The organism is Acidihalobacter aeolianus, from assembly GCF_001753165.1.
In the GTDB taxonomy this organism is placed as follows: domain Bacteria; phylum Pseudomonadota; class Gammaproteobacteria; order DSM-5130; family Acidihalobacteraceae; genus Acidihalobacter; species Acidihalobacter aeolianus.
Genome location: NZ_CP017448.1, coordinates 1,001,906 through 1,025,454 on the forward strand (window position 1 = coordinate 1,001,906; position 23,549 = coordinate 1,025,454).

The window sequence follows — 23,549 nt, forward strand, 5'->3', positions numbered from 1 at the left end:
ACATGTACCGGATACTCCCGCCCAACGATCGTTTCGATTACACCTCGATTCTCGACCGAGAACCCTACGACTGGCCTGGCGGGCGGCGACTCGCTGTGTATCTCGCGATCAACGTCGAAACCTTCGCCTACGGTGAGGGGCTGGGCGCCGCACTCGGCTTCGCGGCGCCGCAGCCGGACGTGGCGAACTACGCCTGGCGCGAATACGGCAACCGTGTCGGCATCTGGCGCATGCTGGAAATGCTCGATGCGCTCGACCTGCCCTCGGCCCTGCTGGTCAATGCCGCGCTGTACGAAACCTGCCCGGATATCGTGCCCGCCTTCCGCGCCCGCGGCGACGAGATCGTCGCCCACGCTTACACCAATTCGGAGCGTCAGGACGACATGGACGAGGCGATGGAGCGCGAGCTGATCCGGCGCGTCACCGCGATCCACCGCGAACAGGACGGTCGCGCGCCGCAGGGCTGGCTGAGTCCCTGGATCTCCGAGACTGCGGTCACCTCCGATCTGCTGCAGGAAGCCGGTTACCGCTACACGCTGAACTGGTGCCATGACGACCAGCCTACCTGGCTGCGCACGCGCGGCGGGCGGCTGCTTTCGGTCCCCTATCCGCAGGAAGTGAACGACATCCCGGCGATCGCGGCCAGAAGGATGGGCGCCGGCGAGTTTGCCGACATGATCATCGACAACTACGAGGAAATGCTCAGGCAGAGCGTGGATCAGCCGCTGGTCATGGGCATCGCGCTGCATCCCTATATCGTCGGCCAGCCGTACAGATTGGTGCATCTGCGCAGGGCGCTGAGACACATCGTGGAAGACGCCTCGGCCTGGCTGACGACGCCGGGAGCAGTGGCGGATCATTGTCTGGCCATAGGGTTCGTCAGGTAGCCGCTCCGCTATGTGATGCCATCGCAGCGCGCCGAATATTCCCGCTGGGCTCGGCAATAGCAATGCAACCTTTTGCTCTTTCCATGCGTCATTTCCAGGTGAGCATTGGCTCATCCATGGGTATGACAGTAGGAGGGAATATGCGAAATTTCCGCACTTGGATGCTGGGCGCCGTGATCGCCCTGGCCGGCATCAATCTCGCAGGTATGGGCGTGGCGGTCGCGTCGACCGACCTGGATCAAAACCAGGACAGCACGAATGCAGCAACGCCCGCGACCCTGAACGGTCCTGATGGGGCAGCTACACCTGCGATGCCTGGAAATCCCGAGGCTCTCTCCGAAGTCGAGGCGCATAGGCCTTCGATGCCGGACATTGCGAAGCCTGAAGTAGATACCCCCGAGATCGAAACACCGGACGTTCAAAAGCCGGACATACAGCGGCCGGACGTGCAGAAGCCTTCGATGCCGGACTGAGCGCCGTGCGAGGTGCTTGCTGTAAGCAGAACAGCCCCGCTTTCGGCGGGGCTGTTCTTTTGTTATGTCTCAAGTACGGCGCGTGCCGTTGCCTGGTTGCCTCTTCAACCGGGCATCACCAGCACTGCGGCGCCGGTCAGCTGGCCATGGCGCAGCCGGTCGAGGGCCTCGTTGGCGGCGGATAGGGGGAAGCGCTCGATGACGGGCCGCACCGGTACGCGGGGGGCGAGTTCGAGGAATTCGTGGCCGTCGCGGCGGGTCAGGTTGGCCACCGAGCGCAGGTTGCGCTCGCCCCACAGAATGTCATAGGGGAATGAGGGAATGTCGCTCATGTGGATGCCGCCGCAGACCACCGTGCCGCCCTTGCGTACGGCCCTGAGCGCCGCGGGCACCAGCGCGCCGACAGGGGCGAAGATGATGGCGGCGTCAAGGGCTTCGGGCGGGTGCTCGTCCGAGCTGCCGGCCCAAACGGCGCCCAGGCCGCGTGCGAAGTCCTGCGCCTGGGTATCGCCCTTGCGGGTGAAGGCGTAGACCTCCAGGCCCTGCCAGACCGCGACCTGGGCGATCAGATGCGCCGCCGCGCCGAAGCCGTAGAGGCCCAGACGCCGGACGTGGTCGCCGCACAGGCGTAGCGAGCGGTAGCCGATCAGCCCGGCGCACATCAGCGGCGAGGCCTCGGCCGAGTCGTAGACGGGATCGATGGGGAAGCAGTAGCGATGGTCGGCGACGGTGTATTCCGCATAGCCGCCATCGATCTGGTAGCCGGTGAAGCGCGCCTCGGCGCACAGGTTTTCCTCGCCGCGACGGCAGAATTCGCATTCGCCGCAGCTGTAGCCGAGCCACGGCACGCCGAGACGGGTGCCCGGCGCAAAGTCGGCGCCGGGGCCGCAGCGCACCACATGGCCGACGATTTCGTGCCCGGGCACGATGGGCAGAGGGATGTCCGGCAGTTCGCCGTCCACCAGGTGCAGGTCGGTGCGGCAGATCGCGCAGGTTTCCACCTTCAGCAGCACCTGACCGGGGCCGGGTTCGGGGTTGGGGCGCTCCACCTCGCGCAGGGGTTCGCCGATCGCCTCCAGTACCATCGCCTTCATCGCATTGCCCTCCGTCCCGATGCACCGCCGCGCGCGGGCGGCGTGCCTAGAGGGTAGACCTTTGCGGCGAATCGGGGTTCTCGGCGAATGTGGCGGTGTTGATGTCGCGCAAGCCGGAGAGGCGGGTCAGGCGGGTTCGGTGTCCGGCTGTAGCGTCGGCGGAGCGGCCTTTCGGGTCTGGGCCTCGGCGACGGCGTTGCCATGCCGCCAAAGGTGGTAGATCACCAGCACGCCGAGAGGCACCACGAAGGTCACGAAGAGCACGGTCCAGAACACCACGAGCTTGAACACGCGGCCTGCGCGCGTCTTCGCCAGCAAGGTCTTGTGAAGGGCATCCTTGAAAGCCTGTGAGTCCTGCATGTCGTCCCGCTCCGTCGTTTACTGTCTAGCCGCCGGACGGGAGCCCGGGGCAAGAATATAAGTAGATGCGAATATAGCTGCCGGACGGCGGGATGGCAAACCGGAGTGTGCCGGCGAGTGTGCGGATTACACGTTCATGGAGGCGACCCATTGGGTTCGCTACCGGTGAGCCGTGCGATCATGCGGTCATGAACCCTGGGCAGCAGCGTCAATGCGGCGATGCCGCCGATGAGGGCGAACAGCATGTCCGACTGCGTGTCCCAGGGATCGCCCTGGGTACCCAGGAAGGCGTCCGCCCCCTGGCCGAGCGCCACTGCGGCGCCCCATTCGATGAGTTCGTAGGCGGCGCTGATGGCGAGTACGACGCAGATCACGAGAAAGATCAGCATCCGCCTGCCGCGCACGTAACTACCACGGATCAGAACTTCCCGCGCCGCCAGGGCGGGGACGAAACCCTGGAAAAAATGCCCGATCTTGTCATAGGGATTGCGGTGCAGCCCCAGCCATTCCTGGATTTCGAAGCCCAGCGGCACGCGCGCATAGGTATAGGTGCCGCCGAGGATGAGGACGAGAGCATGCACAAAAATCAGCGCATACAGCAGACCGGTCAGCGGGAAACGCCGGTAACTGAGCCACAAAACGGGCACTACCACCCAGATTGGCGCCACCTCCATCGCCCAGGTGGCTCGATCCTGTGCAGCAACGACCGAAACACCGAGCAGGACGATCAGCGAGGCTGTGATGAGCGGTAGAAGAAACGGAATGCGTCTGGACATGATGGGTCTGGAAACCTGGGCGGAAGCGTTGTCGTCGCCATTGATTGTAGGCTTCCGGAAGGGGGGCTTGCTGGAAACCTTGCCGGCATTAATCCCGTGAGCCACCGCGCGGTCTAATCATCTGAAGGCAAGATAGGGTCAACCTTTCAGGATTCCATCCTTTGCTTTCTGCGGATTACCCAGTCGATGCCATACCAGAGAAGAACAATAGCAATACCGTTCCCAATAAATTTTGGAATGTCATGTAGGTTGGGATTCAAGGTGACAAATTGTTTGAGTTTCTCCAGAAGAAAGTTTGAACTGCCGTGATGCAATGGCAGCATGGCCGAACTAAACCACATCCATAGCCAAAATAATCCGTTGGTGATCCTGAGTTTTATCCAAATGCTCACATCTGTCTCCGATCAATAGATAAGCCAGCGACATACCGAATTGCCGTCCATTCTAGAGGTTGGGCAAGGCACGCTAGTGTTGTGTTGCAGCAGATAGGGACGCATCAACTGAGGCTGAAGGCATCAGTGATGCATCGTTCAAGAAGACTGCAATTCACTTATGACGAATTTCGGGATGGCGGGGATGGTATAACGAATCCGCTATCTGCGCGCATCACCATGAATCAGCAGCCATTAGCCTGCTGATTCATGGCCTGCTTCCGGCCATGGCATTCTGTCACGCCACTCTTCTATCAAGTGACGTCCCATTTCTGTTAGCCGATAGACCGGGTTTCCAAATATATATTCGCGGGTTGTAAAGCCTTCAGAGAGCAGATTGGACATCACCACTTCATGCTCTTCAGGACTCATCCCATGCAGGCGTTGCTCCTCATAAATAGCGCCGCTAGGAGTGCCTTCGTTGTCCCGTGTTGAAATGCTCTTCAGCGTAATCAGCAAGGTTTTCTGATCGAGATTACCTGAATAGGGCGTCATCTCCTGATCCTCTTGTTGCTGGTTGTTAGTGCCTGTTCACACTATGGGGTGGAGTGCTGCCGGAGCCACTTTCCGCGACTCGCCAGGCGCTGTGAGCGCGGTGTGGCCGGCCGCATGAGCGAGCGGCAACACCGCGAGACGCGGAAAGCGGCCCGGCCCTGCAGGGCGGCTGAAAAACCGCCACCGGTGTTGCTCGTCGCTGATTTGGAATCGCACAAACTGTGATCCTCGCGCCTTGATTGGCGGTTTTCCAGTCACTAAAGCGCCCCACCGCATAGTGTGGACAGGCCCTAAGACATGGACCAACACTGGTGCCGAGTGCATGATGAACATGTCCTAATGTTTTGTAGCGTAACTACCGGCATGCAATCGAGCCGATGTCTCAATCAGCTTTCCGAAATAGGCCGTTGATACCGCCCCCCGCCCGGATTGTCGAAGTCACGTGTCAAATCGGGAAAGGGGTGGAGGAGGAGTCCATAAAGAGATATACCGGCCATTCGCGGTCTGATGTTGATATCAGCAATATATATCATGGCCTGTTCTCTGCATCGCCGATGCATCCTCGTAGCTTTGCCAGAACGTGCTGGCATGGGCTCGGTTGACAGGACACCATCCGAGCAGATTCCGTCTGGACGGCGAACGCGTGCTATGTAACTAGGCGGCGTGTGCGGTCGAGGTCTGTTCGTAGTACGTATTCAGGCAAGATTGAATACCGATTCCGGCTTTGTCAAAACAGTGATTGATTATTTGTATTTAGCAAATTCACAAGTTTCATTCACGTTTCTTTCTCTAAACCTACTACAGCTCTATAGAGATAGTTGCCACCATCATCAGATTCTGTATCTACTGACATAACAACTAGAGTTACACCATTTCTATCAATTTTTTGTCCCACAAATGGTATTACCCCATCACCATATTCCTCGGTGCTTAGAATCATCGACGAGGGCATCTGTGAAACCGGGTCCACTGTAAACAACTCGGAAGCAAGCGGGGTGGGTTTTAGTACTACGATAGACATAAATACTCCACATGATTGAACAACATGACCAAAATATTTGTTGCCATCTCCAGATCTGTTGATTTGCCTATTCAGTAGTAACCAGTCAGTCAGATGTGGTGACCGAGGTGACAGCTGTTGGCCGAAACCGTCGAACAAAACCAACTCACTGTCATCTGCTTCCGCTCAGCAGCAACCACGATGACCGGAGGGAAGTAGGTTGCCTCCGGTCACCACGGCCTGGTTTGTTCAAATCAGACTTCCTTAAAAATCGTTATTCAGAATGGCCTCTGCGCGGCGGCAGATTTCGCGGCCGTAGTCAGTCCAGATGCCCTGTCCCCAGTAGCGGTAGCAGCTTGTCTGCGAGGCGAGCAGGTGGAACAGGGCGTTGCGGTAGCGACCTTCCTGGCTGGAGACGCCGGCGGCCAGGGCCTTTTCGTTGAACAGTGCGCTGACCTTTTCCATCGGGCCGAGGACGTTGTCGTAGCCGCGGACCCAGGAGAGGTTGTTGGTCCAGCTGCCGCCCTCCATGTTGAAGCGTTCGTCTTCGCGCTTGAGTTCGTCGATGACGGCGGCCAGTCGGTCGGGGCCGTCGCCGGGCTGCATGCGTTCCCAGATGCGTTTCTGGAACGTGGGCTGGATGACGGGGAAGTCGGCTTCGTGCAGGCCCAGCTCAGCAAGGTATTCCAGATATTCGCTGACGTTGAGCAGGGGCACGTCGCTGCCGGACGCGGTGTTGACCACTTCCATGTATTTCGGCGGAAACTCGTTCATCATCACGCCGCCGTTCTCGCCGTCGGCGATCTGGGTGACGAGTTGCGGCACCTCGCGCCCGGCCAGTTCGCGACGGGCGAGACCCTGCGCTTCATACCAGGGCTGCATCTGTGCGACGAGCTTGGTGTCGGAACCCTGGGTCTTGACGATGGCGATGATGCTGGCCGTCTCGCCCCGCGAATTGGTGCACACCAGGCGGTGGGGCAGATGTGGGGTGTGCGGGTTGTGGCCGTCCTCGGGGCGTTCGACGGTGTGTTCCTGCACCAGCACCCACTGGTAGCCGCATTCGCGCAGGGTGCGGACGAATTCGTAGGCGACGTCGGGGTGGTTGGGCAGCGCCATTTCGGAGGGCGAGAAACCCTTCACGCGGGCGAGCGCTTCCAGGCCGAACAGCCCGGCGAAATGCTGTTGCCAGGCGCGCACGTGCAGCCGGTAATCCTGCACCGGCGTCGAGGGGGCGACGGGGTGGCCCCAGGGCATGCCCAGCCATTCGACCGCATGGCGGTATTCGGGGTTGCAGGTGATCGTCTTGAGCGCGTCGAGTACATCGTGCGCACCCATCTGGCGCAGGCCGTGAAACAGGGTGCCGGAATATTCCAGCATCACCCGCGGCCGTTTGCCGTCTCCGACCAGTTGCGGGATGTACTCGCCCATGCGCTTGTAGCACTGGAGGAAGACCGGGGCGTTGTGGTTATCGCCGATGTCCTGATGCTCCATCATGTGCTGGAGATTGCCGATGATGGCGGCGGTGTGCAGGTCGTCGCCGCCGGCGGGGATCAGCGGCTGGTGCATGTGCAGGGCATTGGCGGCCGCGGCGCGCACGCGGCTGAAGTCGATGCCGCTTTCGGGTAGATACTGCTGGCCGTCGCCACGCTCGGCGAGGGTTCGGGAAATCTGATCTTCGCTGCCGCAGATATTGGGCAGGCCGTCGACGTATTCGGGCAGTTCGGCCATGGAGCCTCCTCGGCGTGGGTGGCTGAATTAAAACGGGTTAACGGTGACGGATGTATTCGTAGATGCGCAGATAATGTTCTCCCGGGTGATTCCACGAGAAGTCGCAACGCATGCCGTTCTCGATCAGTTCGCGGAAATCGTCGGGGTGGTGCTGCCAGAGTCCGATGGCGCGTCCCAAGGCTGTTTCCAAGGCCAGTTCATCGGTCTGGTGGAAGACGTAGCCGTTGCGCTCGGCGGGCGGCTTGTCGGAGAAGTCGCGGTCGAACACCGTGTCAGCAAGTCCGCCCACGGCGCGTACCACGGGCACGGTGCCGTAGCGCAGGCCGATCATCTGGGTGAGGCCGCAGGGCTCGTACATGCTGGGCACGACGATGATGTCCGCGCCGGCGTAGATCAGATGCGCCAGTTCCTCGTTGTAGCCGATTTCGAGATGGCAGTCCGGGTTGTCGTTGAGTTCGGCCTTGATGTGCAGGAACTGGCCGTTGATGCTGGATTCGGGGCTCGATCCGAGCAGTACGAACTGCGCGCCGTTGGCCAGCGAGTAGTAGATCGCGTGGCGGATCAGATGCACGCCCTTCTGCTGGTCGAGACGTCCGACGTAGGCGACGATGGGTTTGTAGTTGTCCGCCAGCCATAGGCGCTCGCGCAGCGCGCGCTTGTCGTCGTATTTGTGCTCCAGCGTGGCAATGCCGTAATGCGCCGGAAGATGGGGGTCGCTTTCCGGGTTCCACATTTCGTAATCCAGGCCATTGAGCACGCCGCCAAATTTCGCCTGATGCATATGCAGCAGATGTCCCAGGCCGAAACCCTGTTCGGTGTGGCGTACCTCCCAGGCATGCCGTGGCGATACCGTGGTGATGAAATTCGAGTAGACGATCGCACCCTTCATGAAATTGATCGCGGTACGGTTGAAATCGTCGCCCATGCGCGCCAAATCGAAATAATATTCCGGACGTCCGAGCCCGGTTGCCCACAGCACGTTTGCGCCGGCAATGCCCTGGTGTTTGAAATTGTGAATCGTATGGCACACGCGTTGATTCGCCATGCCGTGGTGGGCGTAGATTTCGTACAGCAGCGGGGCGACGAGCGCGGTCTGCCAGTCGTGCGAGTGGATCACGTCGGGGCGTTTGCCGCTCTTGAGCATGAATTCCATCGCCGCCTTGGTGAAAAAGGCGAAGCGCATGTGCTCGTCGGGAAACCCGTAAAAGGTGCCGCGGTTGAAGAAGTTTTCTTCGGAGTGCGGCTCGATGAAAAAGCACTTGCGGCCGTGAACGTAACCGAAAAACACCGTGCAGTGGATGAAGCGGTTGAACCAGGTGACCCAGAGGTCTTCATAGACCACCTGCAGGCCCCAGATCTGGTCGTAGCGCATGCAGTCGTATTTGGGCAGGATGATTTCGACCGCATTGCCGCGTATTTCCAGTTCGCGGCTCAGTCCGAAGACCACGTCGCCGAGACCGCCTACCTTGGCGACTGGGGCGCATTCCGATGCAACCATCACGATGTACATGACTCGGTCCAACCTCGTTGTGCGGATTTGTATGAAGTTCTGAGTTCGGCGGCGGGGATTCGTTCGCGCCCACGTTGCGCCGGCTGATTAATTTTCCTGATGATTGTGTGTCTGAGTGGGGCTGGGTTCCTGTATAACCGAATCAGCCGCGGGCAGGAAGTCGGCCGAGGTTCGCGAGCCGTTCGCTCACCGCGTCGAGGTCGGCATGACAGCGGTGCACCCAGGCCTCGCCCCAATAGAAATGGCAGCTCGTCTGCGCACGGAGGATGCGCCAGTAGGCGTCTTCCAGAAGGTCCTCGTGCACTTGTCCCAGCCGGCTGCGGAGGGCGTGCCAGGCCGCGCTGAGCTCGGCTGCGCGAGCCAGCGCATCGCGCTGTGCCTGCGAGCCGGTCCATTGCACGAAGCCCGTGCCGTGGTGCCAGCCGGTGTTCCAGGCGCCGGTTTCGACATGTACCTCGCCGTGGGCGCCGAAGCGGTCGAGATAGTCGTCGATGAATGTGGGTCTGACCGTGGCGTCGGGCGCAGCGGCTCGGTCGAGTAGGTCGCGGTAAAACGAGGACCAGAAATTCGCGCCTTCGGTGGTGTTGCGGAACCAGCCCCCGTTGTCGCCGTCGGTTGCGGTGGTCACCAGAGGCGGGAAGTCGCACCAGCGCGTGCGTTCGGCGATTTCGCACTCGAACCAGGCGGCCTCCAGCCCGGACTCCTGGGCGTTCGACAGGTCGCGGTCGCGCACCACCACGACGATTTCCTCGCCTTGATAGCGCGCTATATGCGGCCGATAGCGCAGCTCCTCCCAGCGCATCGGAGTCACCGCGCGCACATGCTCGCTGTCGACCAGCACGTAGCGGTAGCCGAATCGGCGCAGCAGAGGAATCATCTCCATGCTGAAGCCCATCTCGGGCGGCCAGAAACCGTCGAAGCGGTCGCGCCAGAAGAGGTGGCGGGCAAGTCCCTGCCAGCGTTCCAGGTGAGCCGCCCGGTCCGTCTCCGGAATCAGCGGTATTACCGGATGGTAGTAGCCGGTGCCGAGGATGCGGAAAAGACGCTCGTTCTGCAGATGCCAGAGCAGGGCGCCGACGTCCACGATGCCGTACACGCGCTGCTGGAACGCCGGGTCGGCCAGGGTTTCGAGCAGTGTGCCCGACAGTGCGAGATGCACGCGCGCCGTTTCCTCCCGACCCCATAGCGATCGCGGCATACGGTCGAGGGCGAACAGGATTTCATGGGTTTCCCAAGGTTGGGTGTCCAGCAGGTCCTGCAGATTACCGGACGGCTGATGAAAGTTGAGTACCAGCGCATGGTGGGCCTGCTGCATCTGCTTTCGCTCCAGGGGGTGGAAGGATTGTGCCGCGGCCCGCTGCCGGACCGCGGCGATGTCATGGCGTTACCGGCTTCAGCTTACGGAGACGCTGTGCCGTTTTGCTTTTTCCAATTTGGGCAGCGTGATCTCCAGTACGCCGTTGTCCATGCTCGCCTTAGCACTGCCGCCGTTGACCGGCGACGGTAGCGCCACGGTGCGGCTGAACGAACCGCGGGTGATTTCGCTGCGGTAATAGTCGCCTTTTTCGTCCTTGCTCTCGTGCCGGGTTTCGCCCTTGATGGTGACGGCGTTTTCACCGACCGAAATGTCGATATCCTTCTTGTCGACGCCCGGCAGTTCCGCGCGCACGACCACCTCGGATTCGCGGTCGATGACGTCAACCTTGGGCAGCTTCATGTCGGGCAGTGACATTTCTGGCGTGTTTGGCCATTCGAATCGCCAGGGTCGCATCCACCCGCGGCGCATGAACTGGTTGAACAGCTGATCCATTTCCTCGAACGGGCTGAGGGCCCGCGTGGGCTGGGCCGGTTGCACATCCTGCTTTTTCGGCTCTTTGGCCATGGCTACACCTCCTTGCTTCGGTCGCACAACTGACAGTTCGGCCATGTCATGGGCGGCGCGCCTGCCAGCAAGCATGCGCGCCGCTATCCGAACCCGGCGTGGTCGCGCCCACGCCGGGCTTGCGTGCTGCGTGTCGTCCCGACGTCATCGCCGGGTGGCCGGCGACCCGCGTGCGCAAAGTCAATAGAGTGTAGTTCGCGTCGCATGCTGCGCCTGTTGCAGTGCGGCACTTAAAAATACCGAAATCAGGCAAGTAACGTCATCGGGAATCAGCCTGCACGAAGTTTTTTGAAAACTCGTGACATAGCGCAAATTAGGCGCACGCCGGCCTGGCCTGTACTCGGCTCAGGCGAGCGATTTCGTCATGGGGATTTCTATGGGTTGTCCGTCCTGTATGACGGGGGAGCCGCTGGGAGTGAATCCCTGCCGTACATAAAAAGCTCGGGCAGTAGTCGTGCTCGATGTCGCGAGCTTGTCCAGTCCCCAGGTGCGAGCGGTCTGCGTCAGGTCGGCAAGCAGAGCGCGGCCGCAACCCTGGCCCAGATATTCCGGGATGACGTAGCACAGCAGGATTTCCCCGGACCGTGCCACGCAGGTAGCGCCGACGATTTCCTCCGGATCGCCGGTACAGGCGACCGCAAAATACAGCGCGGGATTGGCGATCCAGGTCGCGACATTCTCCGGCGTCTTGTTAGCCAGCCAGTCTTCGACAAAGCCATCCAGGGATGCGTAATCCGGGCCGCAGACCTCGGCAATCGAGCGTCGCAGCACGGTGCATGCTGAAGCGGCGTCGGCTGGGCTGGCCGGTCGTACGGTTACGGTCATGTCGGTTTTTCGCTGTGTGGCGCCTGGTTCGATATCTCGATCAGATTGCCGTCCGGGTCGCGGCAGTAGATGGAGACGATGGGGCCGCTGGCGCCGGTCCGGGCGACGGGGGCGCCGAGCATTTCGACGCCGCAGCTTGCGAGATGGCGGCCGACCGCGGCGATCGGTGTCGAGGTCAGAAAACACAGATCGGCCGATCCCGGAACCGGCTGCCGGGCCTTGGGCTCGAATTCGTGTCCGTGGGCATGCAGATTGATTTTCTGCGTACCGAAACGCAGCGCCTTGCGCCCCGCGCCGAAGGTGACGACCTGCATGCCCAATGCTTCGGTGTAAAAGGCGCAGCTGGCGTCGATGTCCTGCACGGTCAGCACGAGGTGGTCGAGACTGTCGATGTTCATGGTCTGCCTTGGTTTTTATTGAAACTGCGATTTTTATTGAAACTGCATTATTCGGCTACGCGATCGGTATGCTGTAGATACAGGCACACGCCGTTCGGTTCCGTCCGGTATTTGAGCATACCGATATGTTCGACATGCGGCTGCGTCAGTCGGTTCGGCGGGAGAAATTCGGCAGGCCGACAACGGGGCGAGGCAACGCTACGATTACCCGGCCAGGGTCCGTTGCATGATGGTCACGCGAACGTTTCTGTACGTGCAGTCTTCCACCCATGACCAGCCGCGTTTGGCGTAAAACCGCGACGCCGTGTCGGTGTAGAGATGGAGTGTCGGAATCCCGAGTGACGTGGCCTCCTGTTCGATCCGTTCGATGAGCTTTGTCGCGATGCCCCGCCGACGAAACTCGGGTATGACGAGCACGCCGGCCAGCCAGGGTGAAATGTCCGGCCGGGTGCTCATGTCGTGATCGACCAGCATCGCGGAACCCAGCAGGATGCCGCCCTGCGTGGCGATGACGGTGGTGGGAACCGTACGCCCGAGACTGCAGCGCTGGAGGTTTGCGATGCGCTCGTCGAGGGTCCGCCCAGAGTTGAAGCGCCCCCACTCGGCATGTTGCAGACGGGCGAGTTCCGGCAACAGCTCCGGTCGATCCGCGAGGTAATCGATCTGCAGGGGCGAGTCAGTCGCGCGCATTGTCACGCCGCTTCGCGCGCTGTTCTGCCGCGCGTAATGCCAGGGCCCTTTGTTCGTGATGTTTGACGAAGGCGTCCTTGCCGGCGCAGTACGCGTCGATATCGTTGTTGCAGCTGGCGGCCAGCCCGATTTTCAATTCCGCGTAGCGGACGCGCACGTCGGGGTTCGATATCAGGTAATCGCGAAACGCGAGGTGCCTGAGTATGTTTTCGTCGCCGGTCGCGAAGGCGTGGATCTGATGCGTTCTGCGCATCCCCCCTTTGCGGAAATAACGTCTGCCCGCAATGCCGTATTCGCCGAGCGCCTCGTAACCAAGCGCGGCGAGCGATTCCGCGGCGGCGTCCAGTTCGCGCAGGCTGCGCACTTCCATGAGCATGTCGATGATGGGTTTGGCGGCGAGTCCCTCGACCGAGGTGCTGCCGATATGGTGGACGGCTTCGATCACGGCGGGCAGCGCCTCGAACAGGGCATCTCGCTCGCGTTCGAAGTGCGCCGGCCATGCCGGGTCGTAAGGCACCACTTCGACGATCATGGCGCTGGGATTCACGCAAGTGTCGAGCCGACGACGACCGTCCACTCGCGAATACGCCATCCGGTCACCAGACGGTTGCGCACGTAAGGATCGTTTGCGACGAAGGATTCCACCCGGCTGCGGTCCTCGGTCTTGAAGATCAGCGCCGCACCGTCCGCCGGATCGGCATACGCGCCGCCCAGCAGCAGTTCGCCGCGGCGGACATATTCTTCGGTGAGCGCCAGATGGGCCTGCCTGAACGGCGTGCGCCGCTCGATGATGTTTTCGACGTAATCGTAGAAGAGGATGTAATGCATGTCGTTTGCCTGATGGAGCGATTCGTGAGCGGGCGGTCGCTAGGCTCCGAATGCTTATTTTACGGGTTTCGGCGGCAGCTGGCGCATGGCGGCCTTCCAGGGCGGCTGGTCCCATTCGGGATGTTTTTTCCACTCATCCTTGAGCGCCGCGATCCATCGCCTGTACGCGGAAGGGGAGGGTATCAGCGGGGTATGGCTGAGTTCGAAATGGATGCCTGTGTAAGGATCGTTGAAGAACACGGCGTAATAGCCGGGCGTGTAGACGGCGTATTCGGCGGGCGGGTCCGAAACCTCGATACCGTTAGGCAGCAAGAATCCCTGGTAGAAATCGTCGATTTCGCGTCGGTTTCTGGCCCACAGTGCCACGTGGTGAATGCCGGGCAGATGTTGCTCCGGGTCCAGTCTGTCTCCGCCCGACGCCGGCTGGATGCCGACATAGCTGTGGAAAAAGGGGAAGCGCGCCATGTAGTACGTCGACCGGTAGCCGATGTCCAGCGTCCAGAAACTCTTGTAGCCAAGCCAGCCGAACATGGCGTCGAAGAAGCGGACGGACTTCTCATATTCGAGCACCGAAAACTCGACGTGATGAATGCCTTTCCAGCGCATTGGGACCCCCGGTTTTCGCTGCGTCGGCGTTTTTCCCTTTATACCAGCATCGTCATGCGGCATGCGCGCTGCGTGTCGTTCTGTCATGCGCTTCGCAACGGGTTGTCACCCAGTCCTTGCGCGAAATCCGCCACGAATTGCTCGATGGATTCGGCGAACTCCTGCTCGACGGTTTTGTCGTCGATGGTGCAGTGCACGACGAGTGCGCGCGGATTTTCGTGCAGGGCCACGGTCCACGCCAGTGCATGAGGGCAGTTCAGCAAGGAAAAGCGTACGCCATTCTGGATAGGCTCGCGCGCGACGCGGAAGCGGCCCCACACACAGTAGATCTCACCGTATCCGTCCGGGGTGGACGACAGCACGGATTCGATCGAGGCGCACAGGTCTGGTAGACGCTCGATGGTCACGGTCTGGCGAATGTGGTCGATGGAAGTGTCGGGGTCCGGGATTTCGGCAAAGAATTCCATGGCAGGCTCGCAGGGTGATGAACGGGTGTTGGTCTGGCGCACGTGGGTAGGGATAGGTACCCGGCAGGTTAGGGGCGATCGGATCTGACGATCACGCAAAGCACTTTCTCCAGTGCGGGTTCGACAAGGTATGGCGTGACTTGTTCGAACATGTTTTGGGGCGTGAAGGACAGGAACTCAGTTCGCAGGACGGGGTGGCATTCGCCACAATTGTCAGAAGATTCTTGCGCTAGTCGTGGGTGCCGAAGTTCGTCTTTTCTGGGAGCATTTCGATACTGAGGTCTATGCGCCGGACTCAAGATGCAAGAATCGCCCAGCGTTCGTGATCGCGCCAGCGCCCCCCGATCTTGAGGTATCGCGGGGAATAACCTTCCTTGTTGAAGCCGCACGATTTGACCAGGGCGATCGACGCCGCATTCGTGGGCTGAATGTTCGCCTCCAGCCGATGCAACTTGAGCCTCTTGAAGGCGTGCCGTATGACCAATATGAGCCCGGCTCGCATCAGGCCCTGGCGTTCGTGGCCGGCGAATGCGTAGTAGCTGAGATATCCGCTATGAAAGAAGGCGCCGAGTACGATGTTGCTGATATTGACCACCCCGACGATGGTGCCTGTATCAGCCTTGCAGACGAGGAAGCCGTGATTCATCGGTTCTCGAATCCGCAGCATGTAGGCTGCGTACTGCTCCGGCGTCGAGGGCGCGGTGATCCACGGGCTGTGCAAGGCGCGGCTAGCACGCGCCAGTTCCAGAAATTCAGCTTGATCTTCTGGTTCCGGATTGCGCAGGGTGAGACGTGGTTTCATGGTGCCTGGTGTCGTGGGTAATGAACGTGGCGGGATAGGCCTCGATGCGATAAGCGCATGAGGGCGTTTGCGTTTTGTGGATGGGCGATGGGGTGAAGTATAAAGGGGGCGTCTTTCTGATGTCGTAGTTTCGTGCAGCCGATGTGTCGAGCGGCGATGGGTTGCTGTGCGATCGTTGCGGTTATTTCAGTTCCAGCATTGAAATGAGTTTGGCCACGGTATTCCAGTTTCTGGCCGTCGTCGATACTCCCAAGGCCTTTTCCGCGCTTGCCGCCAGTCTTGAGCGACCGACACCGTCCGGTGCATGCAGATAGAACACCCTGTCGCCAAGATGGAAGGTCTCGGTATCGGCTTTCGCCGATTCCAATTGCGCGATATCGGGCCGTTCCGCACGCGATTCCAGAAAAAAGAAATGCAGGGCCTTTCCGTTGTCGGTTGGGAAAGGATTGTTTTCAATCGCCGTGCCCAGTTCCGCTGAAGTCAGGAGCAGGATTTTCGGTTCGAATCCCTTCGCTTGCAGAATGCGTTTGGCGATGATCGCGGTGTCGCGCTCATCCAGTTTGCGTCTGTTTTGAAATACGACATTGCCGCTTTGGACATAAGTCTTGACGCCTTCGCAGCCCATTTCTTCGAAATAACTTGCAAGCTCATGCATCGGGAGCGAGTTTTTCCCTCCCACGTTGATGCCTCGTAGGAGCGCAATGTAGGTGTTCATGGCATTTCCTGGTGGGCATGAGATGGCGGGCTGGGAGTGGGAATGTCCGGAATATGCTTGCTCATCAGTGCCGCGATCTGTGGTGGAAGATATTGAAGCGCGCGAGGGTTGGGTAACAGGGTCTGATCTGTCATGTCAATCATGCTTGGCGGGTGCCTCCTCGCCAGGCTGCAAATGCGTCTGTCCGACAGCAGATGAACTCGGAGCGCCGCACGAGGATTTCAAGTTGCGGTCGCGCAATTGCACGCAGCGGGAATGCGTCGATAATGTGCTGAATTTCGTTGGGAGCTGGCAGTCATGACCGACATGCGTATCGGCCACGGTTACGACGTGCACGCCTTCGAGGCGGGCGATCATCTGATGTTCGGCGGGGTGCGCATCGCGCACGACCGGGCGTTCAAGGCGCATTCGGACGGCGACGTGCTGATCCACGCGCTGTGCGACGCGCTGCTGGGCGCGGCGGCGCTGGGCGACATCGGGCGGCATTTCCCGGATACCGATCCGCGCTATGCAGGGGCGGACAGTCGCGCGCTGCTGCGGGCGGTGTTGCAGAAGCTGGTGGAGCACGGCTGGCGGGTGGGCAATGTGGACTGCACCATCATCGCCCAGGCGCCGAAACTCGCGCCTCACGTGGAAGAGATGCGCGTGCATCTGGCGGCCGACCTCGCGATCGAGGTGGGGCGGGTGAACGTGAAGGCGACGACCACGGAGCGGCTGGGTTTTGCGGGGCGCGAGGAGGGCGTCGCGGCGCACGCCGTGGCGCTGTTGCTGCCGGCCTGAGGGCTTGCCGGCCCGGCGTGTGGGCGGCGGCGTATAGGCGTATACTGTTCGGCCTTTCTGCACGCTTTCCCGAGGGCGACGATGTTTTCGATTCACATGAGCATTTCCGATTACGATTCCGAACTGTGGGGCGCCATCGAAGGCGAAGCCCGACGGCAGGAGGAATACATCGAGCTGATCGCCTCGGAGAACTACGCCAGCCCCCGCGTGCTGGAGGCCCAGGGTTCGGTGCTGACCAACAAGTACGCCGAGGGCTATCCGGGCAAGCGCTACTACGGCGGCTGCGAGTTCGTCGACATCGCCGAGCAGCTCGCCATCGACCGCGCCAAGCAGCTCTTCGGCGCCGCGTATGCCAACGTGCAGGCGCATTCCGGTTCACAGGCCAACGGCGCGGTGTTCATGGCCCTGCTCAATCCGGGAGACACCGTGCTCGGCATGAGCCTCGCCCACGGCGGCCACCTGACCCACGGCGCCAAGGTCAATTTTTCCGGCAAGACGTACAACTCGGTGCAGTACGGCATCGACGCGACGAGCGGCGAGATCGACTACGACGAGGTACGCCGACTGGCGCTGGAGCACCGTCCGCGCATGATCGTGGCCGGCTTCTCGGCGTACTCGCGCATCGTCAACTGGCAGCGTTTCCGCGACATCGCCGACGAGGTGGGCGCCTACCTGATGGTGGACATGGCGCACGTGGCCGGTCTGGTCGCCGCCGGCGTCTACCCGAGCCCGGTCGCGATCGCCGACGTGACCACCTCGACCACGCACAAGACCCTGCGCGGCCCGCGTGGCGGTCTGATTCTGGCGAAGGCCAACCCCGAGATCGAGAAGAAGCTCAATTCCGCGATCTTCCCCGGTATCCAGGGTGGCCCGCTGATGCACGTGATCGCGGCCAAGGCGGTGGCCTTCAAGGAGGCGCTGGAACCCGCATTCAAGGACTACCAGAAGCAGGTGGTGGAGAACGCCCGCGCCATGGCCGGCGTATTTATCCGCCGCGGTTACGACGTCGTTTCCGGCGGCACCGACAATCATTTGTTCCTGCTCAGCCTGATTTCGCGCGGGCTGACCGGCAAGGATGCCGAGGCGGCGCTGGAACGCGCGCATATCACGGTGAACAAGAATGCGGTGCCCAACGATCCGCAGAAGCCCTTCGTCACCAGCGGCCTGCGCATCGGCACGCCGGCGGCCACCACGCGCGGTTTCGGCGAATCCGAATGCACGGACCTCGCCGGCTGGATCTGCGACGTGCTCGACGACCTCGGCAACGAGATCGTGGAGGCCGGCGTGCGCGAGCAGGCGATGGCCCTGTGCCGTCGCTTCCCGGTCTACGGCGAGTGATCCGGCGGGGCCTGCGGAACCGTGCACTGCCCCTTCTGTCAGCATGCGGACACGCGTGTCATCGACTCGCGCCTGTCCAATGACGGCGACCAGGTTCGCCGCCGCCGCGAGTGCGCGGCCTGCGGCGAACGTTTCACCACCTACGAAACCGCTGAGCTGAATCTGCCGCGCGTGATCAAGCGCGGCGGCGCGCGCGAGCCGTTCAGCGAGGCCAAGCTGCGCGGCGGCATGCTGCACGCGCTGGAAAAGCGTCCGGTGGCGACCGAGCTGGTCGAGGCCGCGATCAACCGCATCAAGCGCCACGTGCTCGCCCAGGGCGAGCGCGAGGTGGCGGCGGAACGCATCGGCGACTGGGTGATGGACGAACTGCGCGCGCTGGACGAGGTGGCCTACGTGCGCTTCGCCTCGGTGTACATGAGCTTCGAGGACGTCGCCGCCTTCCGTGAGGTCATCGAGCGGCTCGAACGCGAGCCCTCGCCCGAGGCCCTCGAAAACCAGATTCCGCTGCTGGACGAGGACGCACGGCCCCGCGCCGGCGACTGAGATGGCATTCACGCCCGCCGATGCCGAATTCATGGCCCGCGCCCTGCAGCTCGCGCGGCGCGGTCTGTACACCACTCACCCCAATCCGCGCGTCGGTTGCGTGCTGGTGCGCGACGGCAAGATCGTGGGCGAGGGTTTCCATGCCCGTGCGGGCGAGGCGCATGCCGAAATCCGCGCGCTACAGGCCGCCGGCAAGCAGGCGCGTGGGGTCACGGCCTATGTGACCCTGGAGCCCTGCAACCATCATGGACGCACCCCGCCGTGTACCGAGGCGTTGATCGATGCGGGCGTGGCGCGCGTGGTCGCGGCCATGCGCGATCCCAACCCGCTGGTGGCGGGCGGGGGGCTCGCGGCGCTGTCGGCAGCCGGCATCGAGGTCGCCAGCGGTCTGCTGGAGGGATCGGCGCAGGCACTCAACCCCGGCTTCATCAGCCGCATGACCTACGGCGTGCCGTGGGTGCGGGTGAAGAGCGCGATGAGTCTGGACGCCTGCACCGCACTCGCCTCGGGCGAAAGCCGCTGGGTCACCGGCGCCGCCGCGCGCCGTGACGTGCAGCGCTGGCGCGCGCGGGCGGATGCGATTCTCACCGGCATCGACACGGTGATTGCCGACGACCCGAGCCTCAACGTGCGTCTCGACGCCGCCGATCTGGGCATCGAAGGTGCGGTGGCCCAGCCGTTGCGCGTGGTGCTCGACAGTCGCCTGCGTATCTCGCCGGAGGCGCGGCTGTTCCGCCTGCCGGGCAAGGTGCTGGTGATTGCCGCCGAGGGGCGGGTCGGCGCCGCTGCGCGGGCCGCGCTCGAGGCGCGCGGGGCCGAGATCGCCACCGTGCCGGCGGCCAAGTCGGGACGCGGACTGAATCTCGCCGAGGTGCTGCGCCTGCTCGGACGGCGCGGCATCAACGAGGTGCACGTGGAGACCGGAGCCACGCTGGCCGGCGCGCTGATCCGCGAAGGGCTGGTCGACGAACTGGTTATCTTCGTCGCCTCGCACCTGCTTGGCGGCGGCGCGCGCGGGGTGTTCCTGCTGCCCGCGATCGAAACCATGGGCGAGCGCACGCATCTGGAGATCACCCAGACGCGACGCGTCGGCGACGACTGGCGTCTGATCGCCCAGCTGCGGAGGGACGACTGAGATGTTCACCGGAATCATCCAGGCTGTGGGGTCGCTGCGGCGCGTGGAGCCGCGCGGCGGCGATGCGCGCATGCTGATCGACGCGGCGGGGCTGGATCTTGCGGGCGCCGCGCTGGGCGACAGCATCGCGGTCAACGGTGTGTGCCTGACCGCGGTGGCCTTCGAGGGCGGGGCCTTCGCCGCCGACGTGTCCGCCGAATCCCTGTCGCGGACCACGCTGGGCGGGCTCGCCGCAGGCTCGCCGGTAAACCTGGAGCTGGCGATGACGCCGACCACGCGGCTCGGCGGACATCTCGTCAGCGGCCACGTCGACGGCGTCGGAGAAATCGTCGCGCGTCGTGCGGACGGTCGTTCCGTGCGCTTCGAAATTCGTGCGCCGGATCGCCTGGCGCGCTACATCGCGGAAAAGGGCTCGATCTGCCTTGACGGCATCAGCCTCACGGTGAACGGCGTCGACGGTGCCCTGTTCGATATCAATATCGTGCCCCATACCCTGGACATGACCACCCTGGGCCAGGCCCGCGTCGGCCAGGCGGTGAACCTGGAAGTGGATGTCATCGCACGCTATCTGGAGCGGCTGCTGCTCGGCGACGACGCGGCTCGCCCCGAAAGCGGGGGGATCACCCGGGACCTGTTGGCCAGACACGGCTATCTGACGGATTAAGGACTGAACGCAGCATTATGAGCCTGAACAGCATCGAGGAAATCCTGGACGATCTGCGCCAGGGCAAGATGGTCGTCATCGTCGACGACGAGGACCGCGAAAACGAGGGCGACCTGCTGATGGTGGCCTCGCTGGTGCGTCCGGAGGACATCAACTTCATGGCGCGCTACGGGCGCGGCCTGATCTGCCTGCCGATGACGCGCGAGCGTTGTCGTCAGCTCAACCTGCCGCTCATGGTGGCGAGTACCGACGACCGTCACGGCACCAATTTCACGCTCTCGATCGAGGCCGCGGAAGGGGTGACCACCGGCATTTCGGCCTACGACCGCGCACATACGGTGCGCACCGCGGTGGCGCCCAACGCGCAGCCGTCGGACATCGTCCAGCCCGGGCACATCTTCCCGCTAATGGCGCAGCCCGGCGGAGTGCTGACCCGCGCCGGCCACACCGAGGCCGGCGTCGATCTGGCGCGGCTCGCGGGCTTCGAGCCGGCGGCGGTGATCGTCGAGGTGCTCAACGAGGACGGCAGCATGGCGCGTCGTCCGGATCTCGAAATCCTCGCCGCAGAACACGGCCTCAAGATGGGCACCATCGAGGACTTGATCCGCTATCGCCTGGCCAACGAACACTCGGTCGAGCGCGTCGCGGAAACCGCGGTGGAAACCGAATTCGGCGAATTCTTGCTGACCGCCTACCAGGAAACCGGCACCCGCGCGGTGCACATGGCGCTGCGCCGGGGCTCGGTGCATCCGGAGGAGCCGACGCTGGTGCGCGTGCACGTGACCGATGCGATCAATGATCGCATCCCCTTCGTCACTTCGCCGCTCGGCTGGCCGCTGCGCGATGCCCTGCGCCGCGTGGGCGAGGAGGGCGGCGTGGTGGTCGTGCTGTGCCATCCCGAGGATCCGCGCGAAATGGTCAGGCGCATCCGCAGTCTCGGTTTGATGGACGCCGACGCAGCGCATGAAGACAAGCCGGCGACGCCGCAGGAATTGCGTACCTATGGGATCGGCGCGCAGATCCTGCGCGATCTCGGGGTGCGGCGCATGCGTCTGCTGAGCGCGCCCAAGCGCATGCACGGCCTGGGCGGCTTCGGTCTGGAAGTGACGGAATACGTCAGCGCCTGAGGGCTGCGCCGCGCGGATTCAGACGAAATCGGCGAAGGGTTCGACCGTCACCCATTCGCCGGCTTCGACCGGTCCCCGGGCCTCATCGAGCACCACGAAACAGTCCGCGCGGCTCATCGAATGCAGCAGCCCCGAGCCCTGCGCCCCGGTCAGGGCGACGCAGAGGCTGCCGTCGTCGGCGGTGGACAGCACGCCGCGCTGGAACTCGGTGCGTCCAGGGCTTTTACGCATCGCCGCCAGCGCCCGCGCGCGTTGCCGGCGGCGCACCCGCGGTTCGGTGCCGCTCAGGCGTTCCAGGGTGGGCAGCACAAGTTGGTAAAAAATCACCAGCGCCGCCACCGGGTTGCCCGGCAGCCCGAAGAACAACGCCCCGCCCAGCCGCCCGAAGGCCAGCGGCCGCCCGGGGCGAATCGCGACGCGCCAGAAATCCACTTCGCCCAGTTCCGCGAGCACGCCGCGGGTATGGTCGGCGTCGCCGGCGGATACGCCGCCGCTGCTGACGACGGCATCGTAGCCGGCGGCGGCTTCAGCCAGCACTGCACGTAGTGCCTCCGGGCGGTCCTCCACCGTGCCGAGATCGTGCGCATCCACGCCCAGGCGCCCTAGGGCCGCGAGCAGCGCGTAGCGGTTGCTGTCGTGAATCTCGCCCGCGCGCAGTCGTTCGCCGAGTCCGCGCAGTTCGTCGCCGGTGGACAGCAGCGCCACACGCGGGCGTCTCACGACATCCGTTTCAGTCAGGCCTATGGCGGCTAGCAGGCCGATGTCCGCGGGCAGCAGGCGGCGACCGCGTGCGAGCACGACGGCGCCGCGCGCCAGATCCTCGCCGGCGCGGCGGATGTTTTCCCCGACGACATGCCCGCCGCTGACGACGATCCGACCGTCTCCCACCTCGACTTCCTCCTGCATCACCACGGTGTCGGCGCCTGGCGGCATCGCCGCGCCGGTGGTGATGCGTATGCACTCACCCGGGGCGACGGTAGCGCCGCCCACGGGGCCGGCGAGGACCTGGCCGGTCAGGTGCAAGGCGATGCGACGTTCGGTTTCGGCGGGCAGGTCGGCGGCTCGCAGAGCGTAGCCGTCCATCGCCGCGTTGTCGTGCGGCGGGACGTCGTACGGGCTGGCCGCATCGGCTGCGAGGATGCGCCCCGAGGCGGCGCGCAGCGATACCCGTTCGACGGCGTCGAGCGGTCGTACGGCATCGAGCATGCGCTGCAGGGCCTGAGCGAAGGGCAGGTCGCCGGTCGGGGCGTTGCGCCCGGAGGGGCGGGCGGGCAGGGCATTCATGATCCGGTTCTCCGTGGTGCCGCGTTCAGCTCGGCGGCGAGGGCAGCGAGTTCGTCGGCGTCGTTGACGTTGCGGAAGGCCGAGGGGCAGTCGCTGAAGTCGACGTCAACGCACTGTATGCGGTTCAGCCATTCTCCGACCTTACGCCCGCCGCTCGCCAGATACGCTTCGAGGTCGGCGTGGCGTTCGCGGCGCAACAGGGCGCAGACCGGATGTCGGCGCGTGCCGTCATGGGCGGCGGCGGCGCCGGCGGCAGTGTCGGCCTGCAGCGTCCGGTACAGCCGCTCGGCAAGGTCGCCGGGCAGCAACGGTGCGTCGCAGGGAGCGGTCAGCAGCAGCGGCGCGCCGGCACAGGCGAGGGCGGCCGAGACGCCCGCGAGCGGCCCCTGGAAATCCGCCAGGGCGTCGGATACGACGTCGGCGCCGAGCGCGGCGTAGTCGTCGCGATGGCGATTCGCGCTGATTAGTACCCGACCGACCTGCGGCGAGAGTCGCTGCAATACGTGCGCCGCCATGGGCCGTCCGGCCAGGGGCAGCAGCCCCTTGTCGCGACCGCCCATGCGCCGCCCGCGCCCTCCGGCGAGGATCACGGCGGCGATCTGTTTGCGTTGTTCTGACGTAAGCGGTGGCAAGGGCGGCGACCGTTGGGTTGGAAAAGCGCCAACGGTATGCCCGAGCAGTCGATGAATCAAGCATGTGCAGACGCGCAAA

Annotated in this window: 29 protein-coding genes; 8 read left to right on the forward strand and 21 right to left on the reverse strand. The window is 63.1% G+C overall.

The genetic code is table 11. From position 1 onward, the window contains the following. Positions 1-2: 2 nt before the first annotated feature. Entirely contained in the window at positions 3-887 is an 885-nt protein-coding gene (locus BJI67_RS04645; RefSeq protein ID WP_070072047.1) for a polysaccharide deacetylase family protein, read from the forward strand. A 62-nt stretch (positions 888-949) separates the two neighbouring features. Then, positions 950-1,360, forward strand: coding sequence for a hypothetical protein (locus BJI67_RS04650; RefSeq protein ID WP_156782024.1), 411 nt, complete (start codon positions 950-952; stop codon positions 1,358-1,360). Between the two features lie 104 nt (positions 1,361-1,464). Here the strand turns inward: BJI67_RS04650 and BJI67_RS04655 are convergent, their stop codons facing one another. From BJI67_RS04655 to BJI67_RS04735, 19 genes are all read right to left on the reverse strand, one after another. Then, positions 1,465-2,454 (reverse strand): zinc-dependent alcohol dehydrogenase family protein, encoded by a 990-nt coding sequence (locus BJI67_RS04655; protein WP_070072049.1) that lies wholly within the window; start codon positions 2,452-2,454, stop codon positions 1,465-1,467. 126 nt (positions 2,455-2,580) lie between these two features. Continuing rightward, entirely contained in the window at positions 2,581-2,814 is a 234-nt protein-coding gene (locus BJI67_RS04660; RefSeq protein WP_070072050.1) for a hypothetical protein, read from the reverse strand. A 134-nt stretch (positions 2,815-2,948) separates the two neighbouring features. Continuing rightward, on the reverse strand, positions 2,949-3,590 hold the full coding sequence (locus BJI67_RS04665) for a DUF2238 domain-containing protein (RefSeq protein WP_070072051.1): 642 nt from the start codon (positions 3,588-3,590) through the stop codon (positions 2,949-2,951). A 146-nt stretch (positions 3,591-3,736) separates the two neighbouring features. Further along, positions 3,737-3,982 (reverse strand): hypothetical protein, encoded by a 246-nt coding sequence (locus BJI67_RS04670; protein ID WP_156782025.1) that lies wholly within the window; start codon positions 3,980-3,982, stop codon positions 3,737-3,739. Between the two features lie 234 nt (positions 3,983-4,216). After that, on the reverse strand, positions 4,217-4,516 hold the full coding sequence (locus BJI67_RS17280; RefSeq protein WP_156782026.1) for a hypothetical protein: 300 nt from the start codon (positions 4,514-4,516) through the stop codon (positions 4,217-4,219). A 775-nt stretch (positions 4,517-5,291) separates the two neighbouring features. Next, the gene (locus BJI67_RS17285) at positions 5,292-5,537 is read right to left on the reverse strand and encodes a hypothetical protein (protein ID WP_156782027.1); all 246 of its coding nucleotides are present in this window, start codon (positions 5,535-5,537) and stop codon (positions 5,292-5,294) included. Between the two features lie 243 nt (positions 5,538-5,780). Then, positions 5,781-7,244: a glycosyl hydrolase family 57 gene (locus tag BJI67_RS04675; RefSeq protein ID WP_070072053.1), complete on the reverse strand. Its 1,464-nt coding sequence runs from the start codon at positions 7,242-7,244 to the stop codon at positions 5,781-5,783. 37 nt (positions 7,245-7,281) lie between these two features. After that, the gene (glgA, locus tag BJI67_RS04680; protein ID WP_070072054.1) at positions 7,282-8,754 is read right to left on the reverse strand and encodes a glycogen synthase GlgA; all 1,473 of its coding nucleotides are present in this window, start codon (positions 8,752-8,754) and stop codon (positions 7,282-7,284) included. Between the two features lie 142 nt (positions 8,755-8,896). Then, entirely contained in the window at positions 8,897-10,069 is a 1,173-nt protein-coding gene (locus BJI67_RS04685; protein ID WP_070072055.1) for a polysaccharide deacetylase family protein, read from the reverse strand. Positions 10,070-10,147: 78 nt separating this feature from the next. Further along, complete coding sequence (locus tag BJI67_RS04690) at positions 10,148-10,681, reverse strand: Hsp20/alpha crystallin family protein (RefSeq protein ID WP_231940899.1); 534 nt, start codon at positions 10,679-10,681, stop codon at positions 10,148-10,150. A gap of 300 nt (positions 10,682-10,981) precedes the next feature. After that, positions 10,982-11,461 carry a GNAT family N-acetyltransferase gene (locus tag BJI67_RS04695; RefSeq protein WP_070072057.1) on the reverse strand — a complete coding sequence of 160 codons (480 nt, stop codon included), beginning with the start codon at positions 11,459-11,461 and terminating at the stop codon, positions 10,982-10,984. Continuing rightward, entirely contained in the window at positions 11,458-11,859 is a 402-nt protein-coding gene (locus BJI67_RS04700) for a VOC family protein (RefSeq protein ID WP_070072058.1), read from the reverse strand. Before BJI67_RS04700 ends, BJI67_RS04695 begins: the two co-directional genes overlap by 4 nt. 204 nt (positions 11,860-12,063) lie before the next feature. Continuing rightward, positions 12,064-12,549: a GNAT family N-acetyltransferase gene (locus tag BJI67_RS04705; RefSeq protein WP_083250641.1), complete on the reverse strand. Its 486-nt coding sequence runs from the start codon at positions 12,547-12,549 to the stop codon at positions 12,064-12,066. Then, the gene (locus tag BJI67_RS04710) at positions 12,536-13,096 is read right to left on the reverse strand and encodes a GrpB family protein (RefSeq protein ID WP_197513309.1); all 561 of its coding nucleotides are present in this window, start codon (positions 13,094-13,096) and stop codon (positions 12,536-12,538) included. The genes BJI67_RS04705 and BJI67_RS04710 overlap by 14 nt, the downstream gene beginning before the upstream one ends. Then, entirely contained in the window at positions 13,093-13,377 is a 285-nt protein-coding gene (locus tag BJI67_RS04715; RefSeq protein WP_070072059.1) for a YciI-like protein, read from the reverse strand. The genes BJI67_RS04710 and BJI67_RS04715 overlap by 4 nt, the downstream gene beginning before the upstream one ends. Before the next feature lie 54 nt (positions 13,378-13,431). Further along, positions 13,432-14,046 carry a VOC family protein gene (locus tag BJI67_RS04720; protein WP_231940900.1) on the reverse strand — a complete coding sequence of 205 codons (615 nt, stop codon included), beginning with the start codon at positions 14,044-14,046 and terminating at the stop codon, positions 13,432-13,434. A gap of 20 nt (positions 14,047-14,066) precedes the next feature. Continuing rightward, positions 14,067-14,450: a hypothetical protein gene (locus BJI67_RS04725; RefSeq protein WP_070072061.1), complete on the reverse strand. Its 384-nt coding sequence runs from the start codon at positions 14,448-14,450 to the stop codon at positions 14,067-14,069. 295 nt (positions 14,451-14,745) lie between these two features. Further along, positions 14,746-15,252 (reverse strand): GNAT family N-acetyltransferase, encoded by a 507-nt coding sequence (locus tag BJI67_RS04730; RefSeq protein ID WP_070072062.1) that lies wholly within the window; start codon positions 15,250-15,252, stop codon positions 14,746-14,748. A gap of 181 nt (positions 15,253-15,433) precedes the next feature. Then, positions 15,434-15,967, reverse strand: a complete 534-nt coding sequence (locus tag BJI67_RS04735) for a DUF1697 domain-containing protein (protein ID WP_070072063.1) — start codon at positions 15,965-15,967, stop codon at positions 15,434-15,436. Positions 15,968-16,264: 297 nt separating this feature from the next. Between BJI67_RS04735 and ispF the strand changes: the two genes are divergently transcribed. The 6 genes from ispF (at position 16,265) to ribBA (ending at position 21,554) form a co-directional block, all read left to right on the forward strand. Continuing rightward, positions 16,265-16,747, forward strand: a complete 483-nt coding sequence (gene ispF, locus BJI67_RS04740) for a 2-C-methyl-D-erythritol 2,4-cyclodiphosphate synthase (RefSeq protein WP_231940901.1) — start codon at positions 16,265-16,267, stop codon at positions 16,745-16,747. Positions 16,748-16,828: 81 nt separating this feature from the next. Next, on the forward strand, positions 16,829-18,085 hold the full coding sequence (glyA, locus tag BJI67_RS04745; RefSeq protein WP_070072064.1) for a serine hydroxymethyltransferase: 1,257 nt from the start codon (positions 16,829-16,831) through the stop codon (positions 18,083-18,085). Between the two features lie 21 nt (positions 18,086-18,106). Continuing rightward, the gene (gene nrdR, locus BJI67_RS04750) at positions 18,107-18,628 is read left to right on the forward strand and encodes a transcriptional regulator NrdR (RefSeq protein WP_070072065.1); all 522 of its coding nucleotides are present in this window, start codon (positions 18,107-18,109) and stop codon (positions 18,626-18,628) included. A gap of 1 nt (position 18,629) precedes the next feature. Continuing rightward, positions 18,630-19,763, forward strand: coding sequence for a bifunctional diaminohydroxyphosphoribosylaminopyrimidine deaminase/5-amino-6-(5-phosphoribosylamino)uracil reductase RibD (gene ribD / locus BJI67_RS04755; protein ID WP_231940902.1), 1,134 nt, complete (start codon positions 18,630-18,632; stop codon positions 19,761-19,763). A 1-nt stretch (position 19,764) separates the two neighbouring features. Then, a complete protein-coding gene (locus BJI67_RS04760) occupies positions 19,765-20,427 on the forward strand; it encodes a riboflavin synthase (protein WP_070072066.1) in 663 nt (220 codons plus the stop codon). 17 nt (positions 20,428-20,444) lie between these two features. Then, positions 20,445-21,554 (forward strand): bifunctional 3,4-dihydroxy-2-butanone-4-phosphate synthase/GTP cyclohydrolase II, encoded by a 1,110-nt coding sequence (gene ribBA / locus BJI67_RS04765; protein ID WP_070072067.1) that lies wholly within the window; start codon positions 20,445-20,447, stop codon positions 21,552-21,554. 18 nt (positions 21,555-21,572) lie between these two features. On the opposite strand, the gene moeA is transcribed toward ribBA, so the two are convergent. Both moeA and mobA read right to left on the reverse strand, forming a co-directional pair. After that, positions 21,573-22,838: a molybdopterin molybdotransferase MoeA gene (moeA, locus tag BJI67_RS04770; RefSeq protein WP_070072068.1), complete on the reverse strand. Its 1,266-nt coding sequence runs from the start codon at positions 22,836-22,838 to the stop codon at positions 21,573-21,575. Then, positions 22,835-23,470, reverse strand: a complete 636-nt coding sequence (gene mobA, locus BJI67_RS04775) for a molybdenum cofactor guanylyltransferase MobA (protein WP_070072069.1) — start codon at positions 23,468-23,470, stop codon at positions 22,835-22,837. The genes moeA and mobA overlap by 4 nt, the downstream gene beginning before the upstream one ends. Between the last annotated feature and the right edge of the window lie 79 nt (positions 23,471-23,549).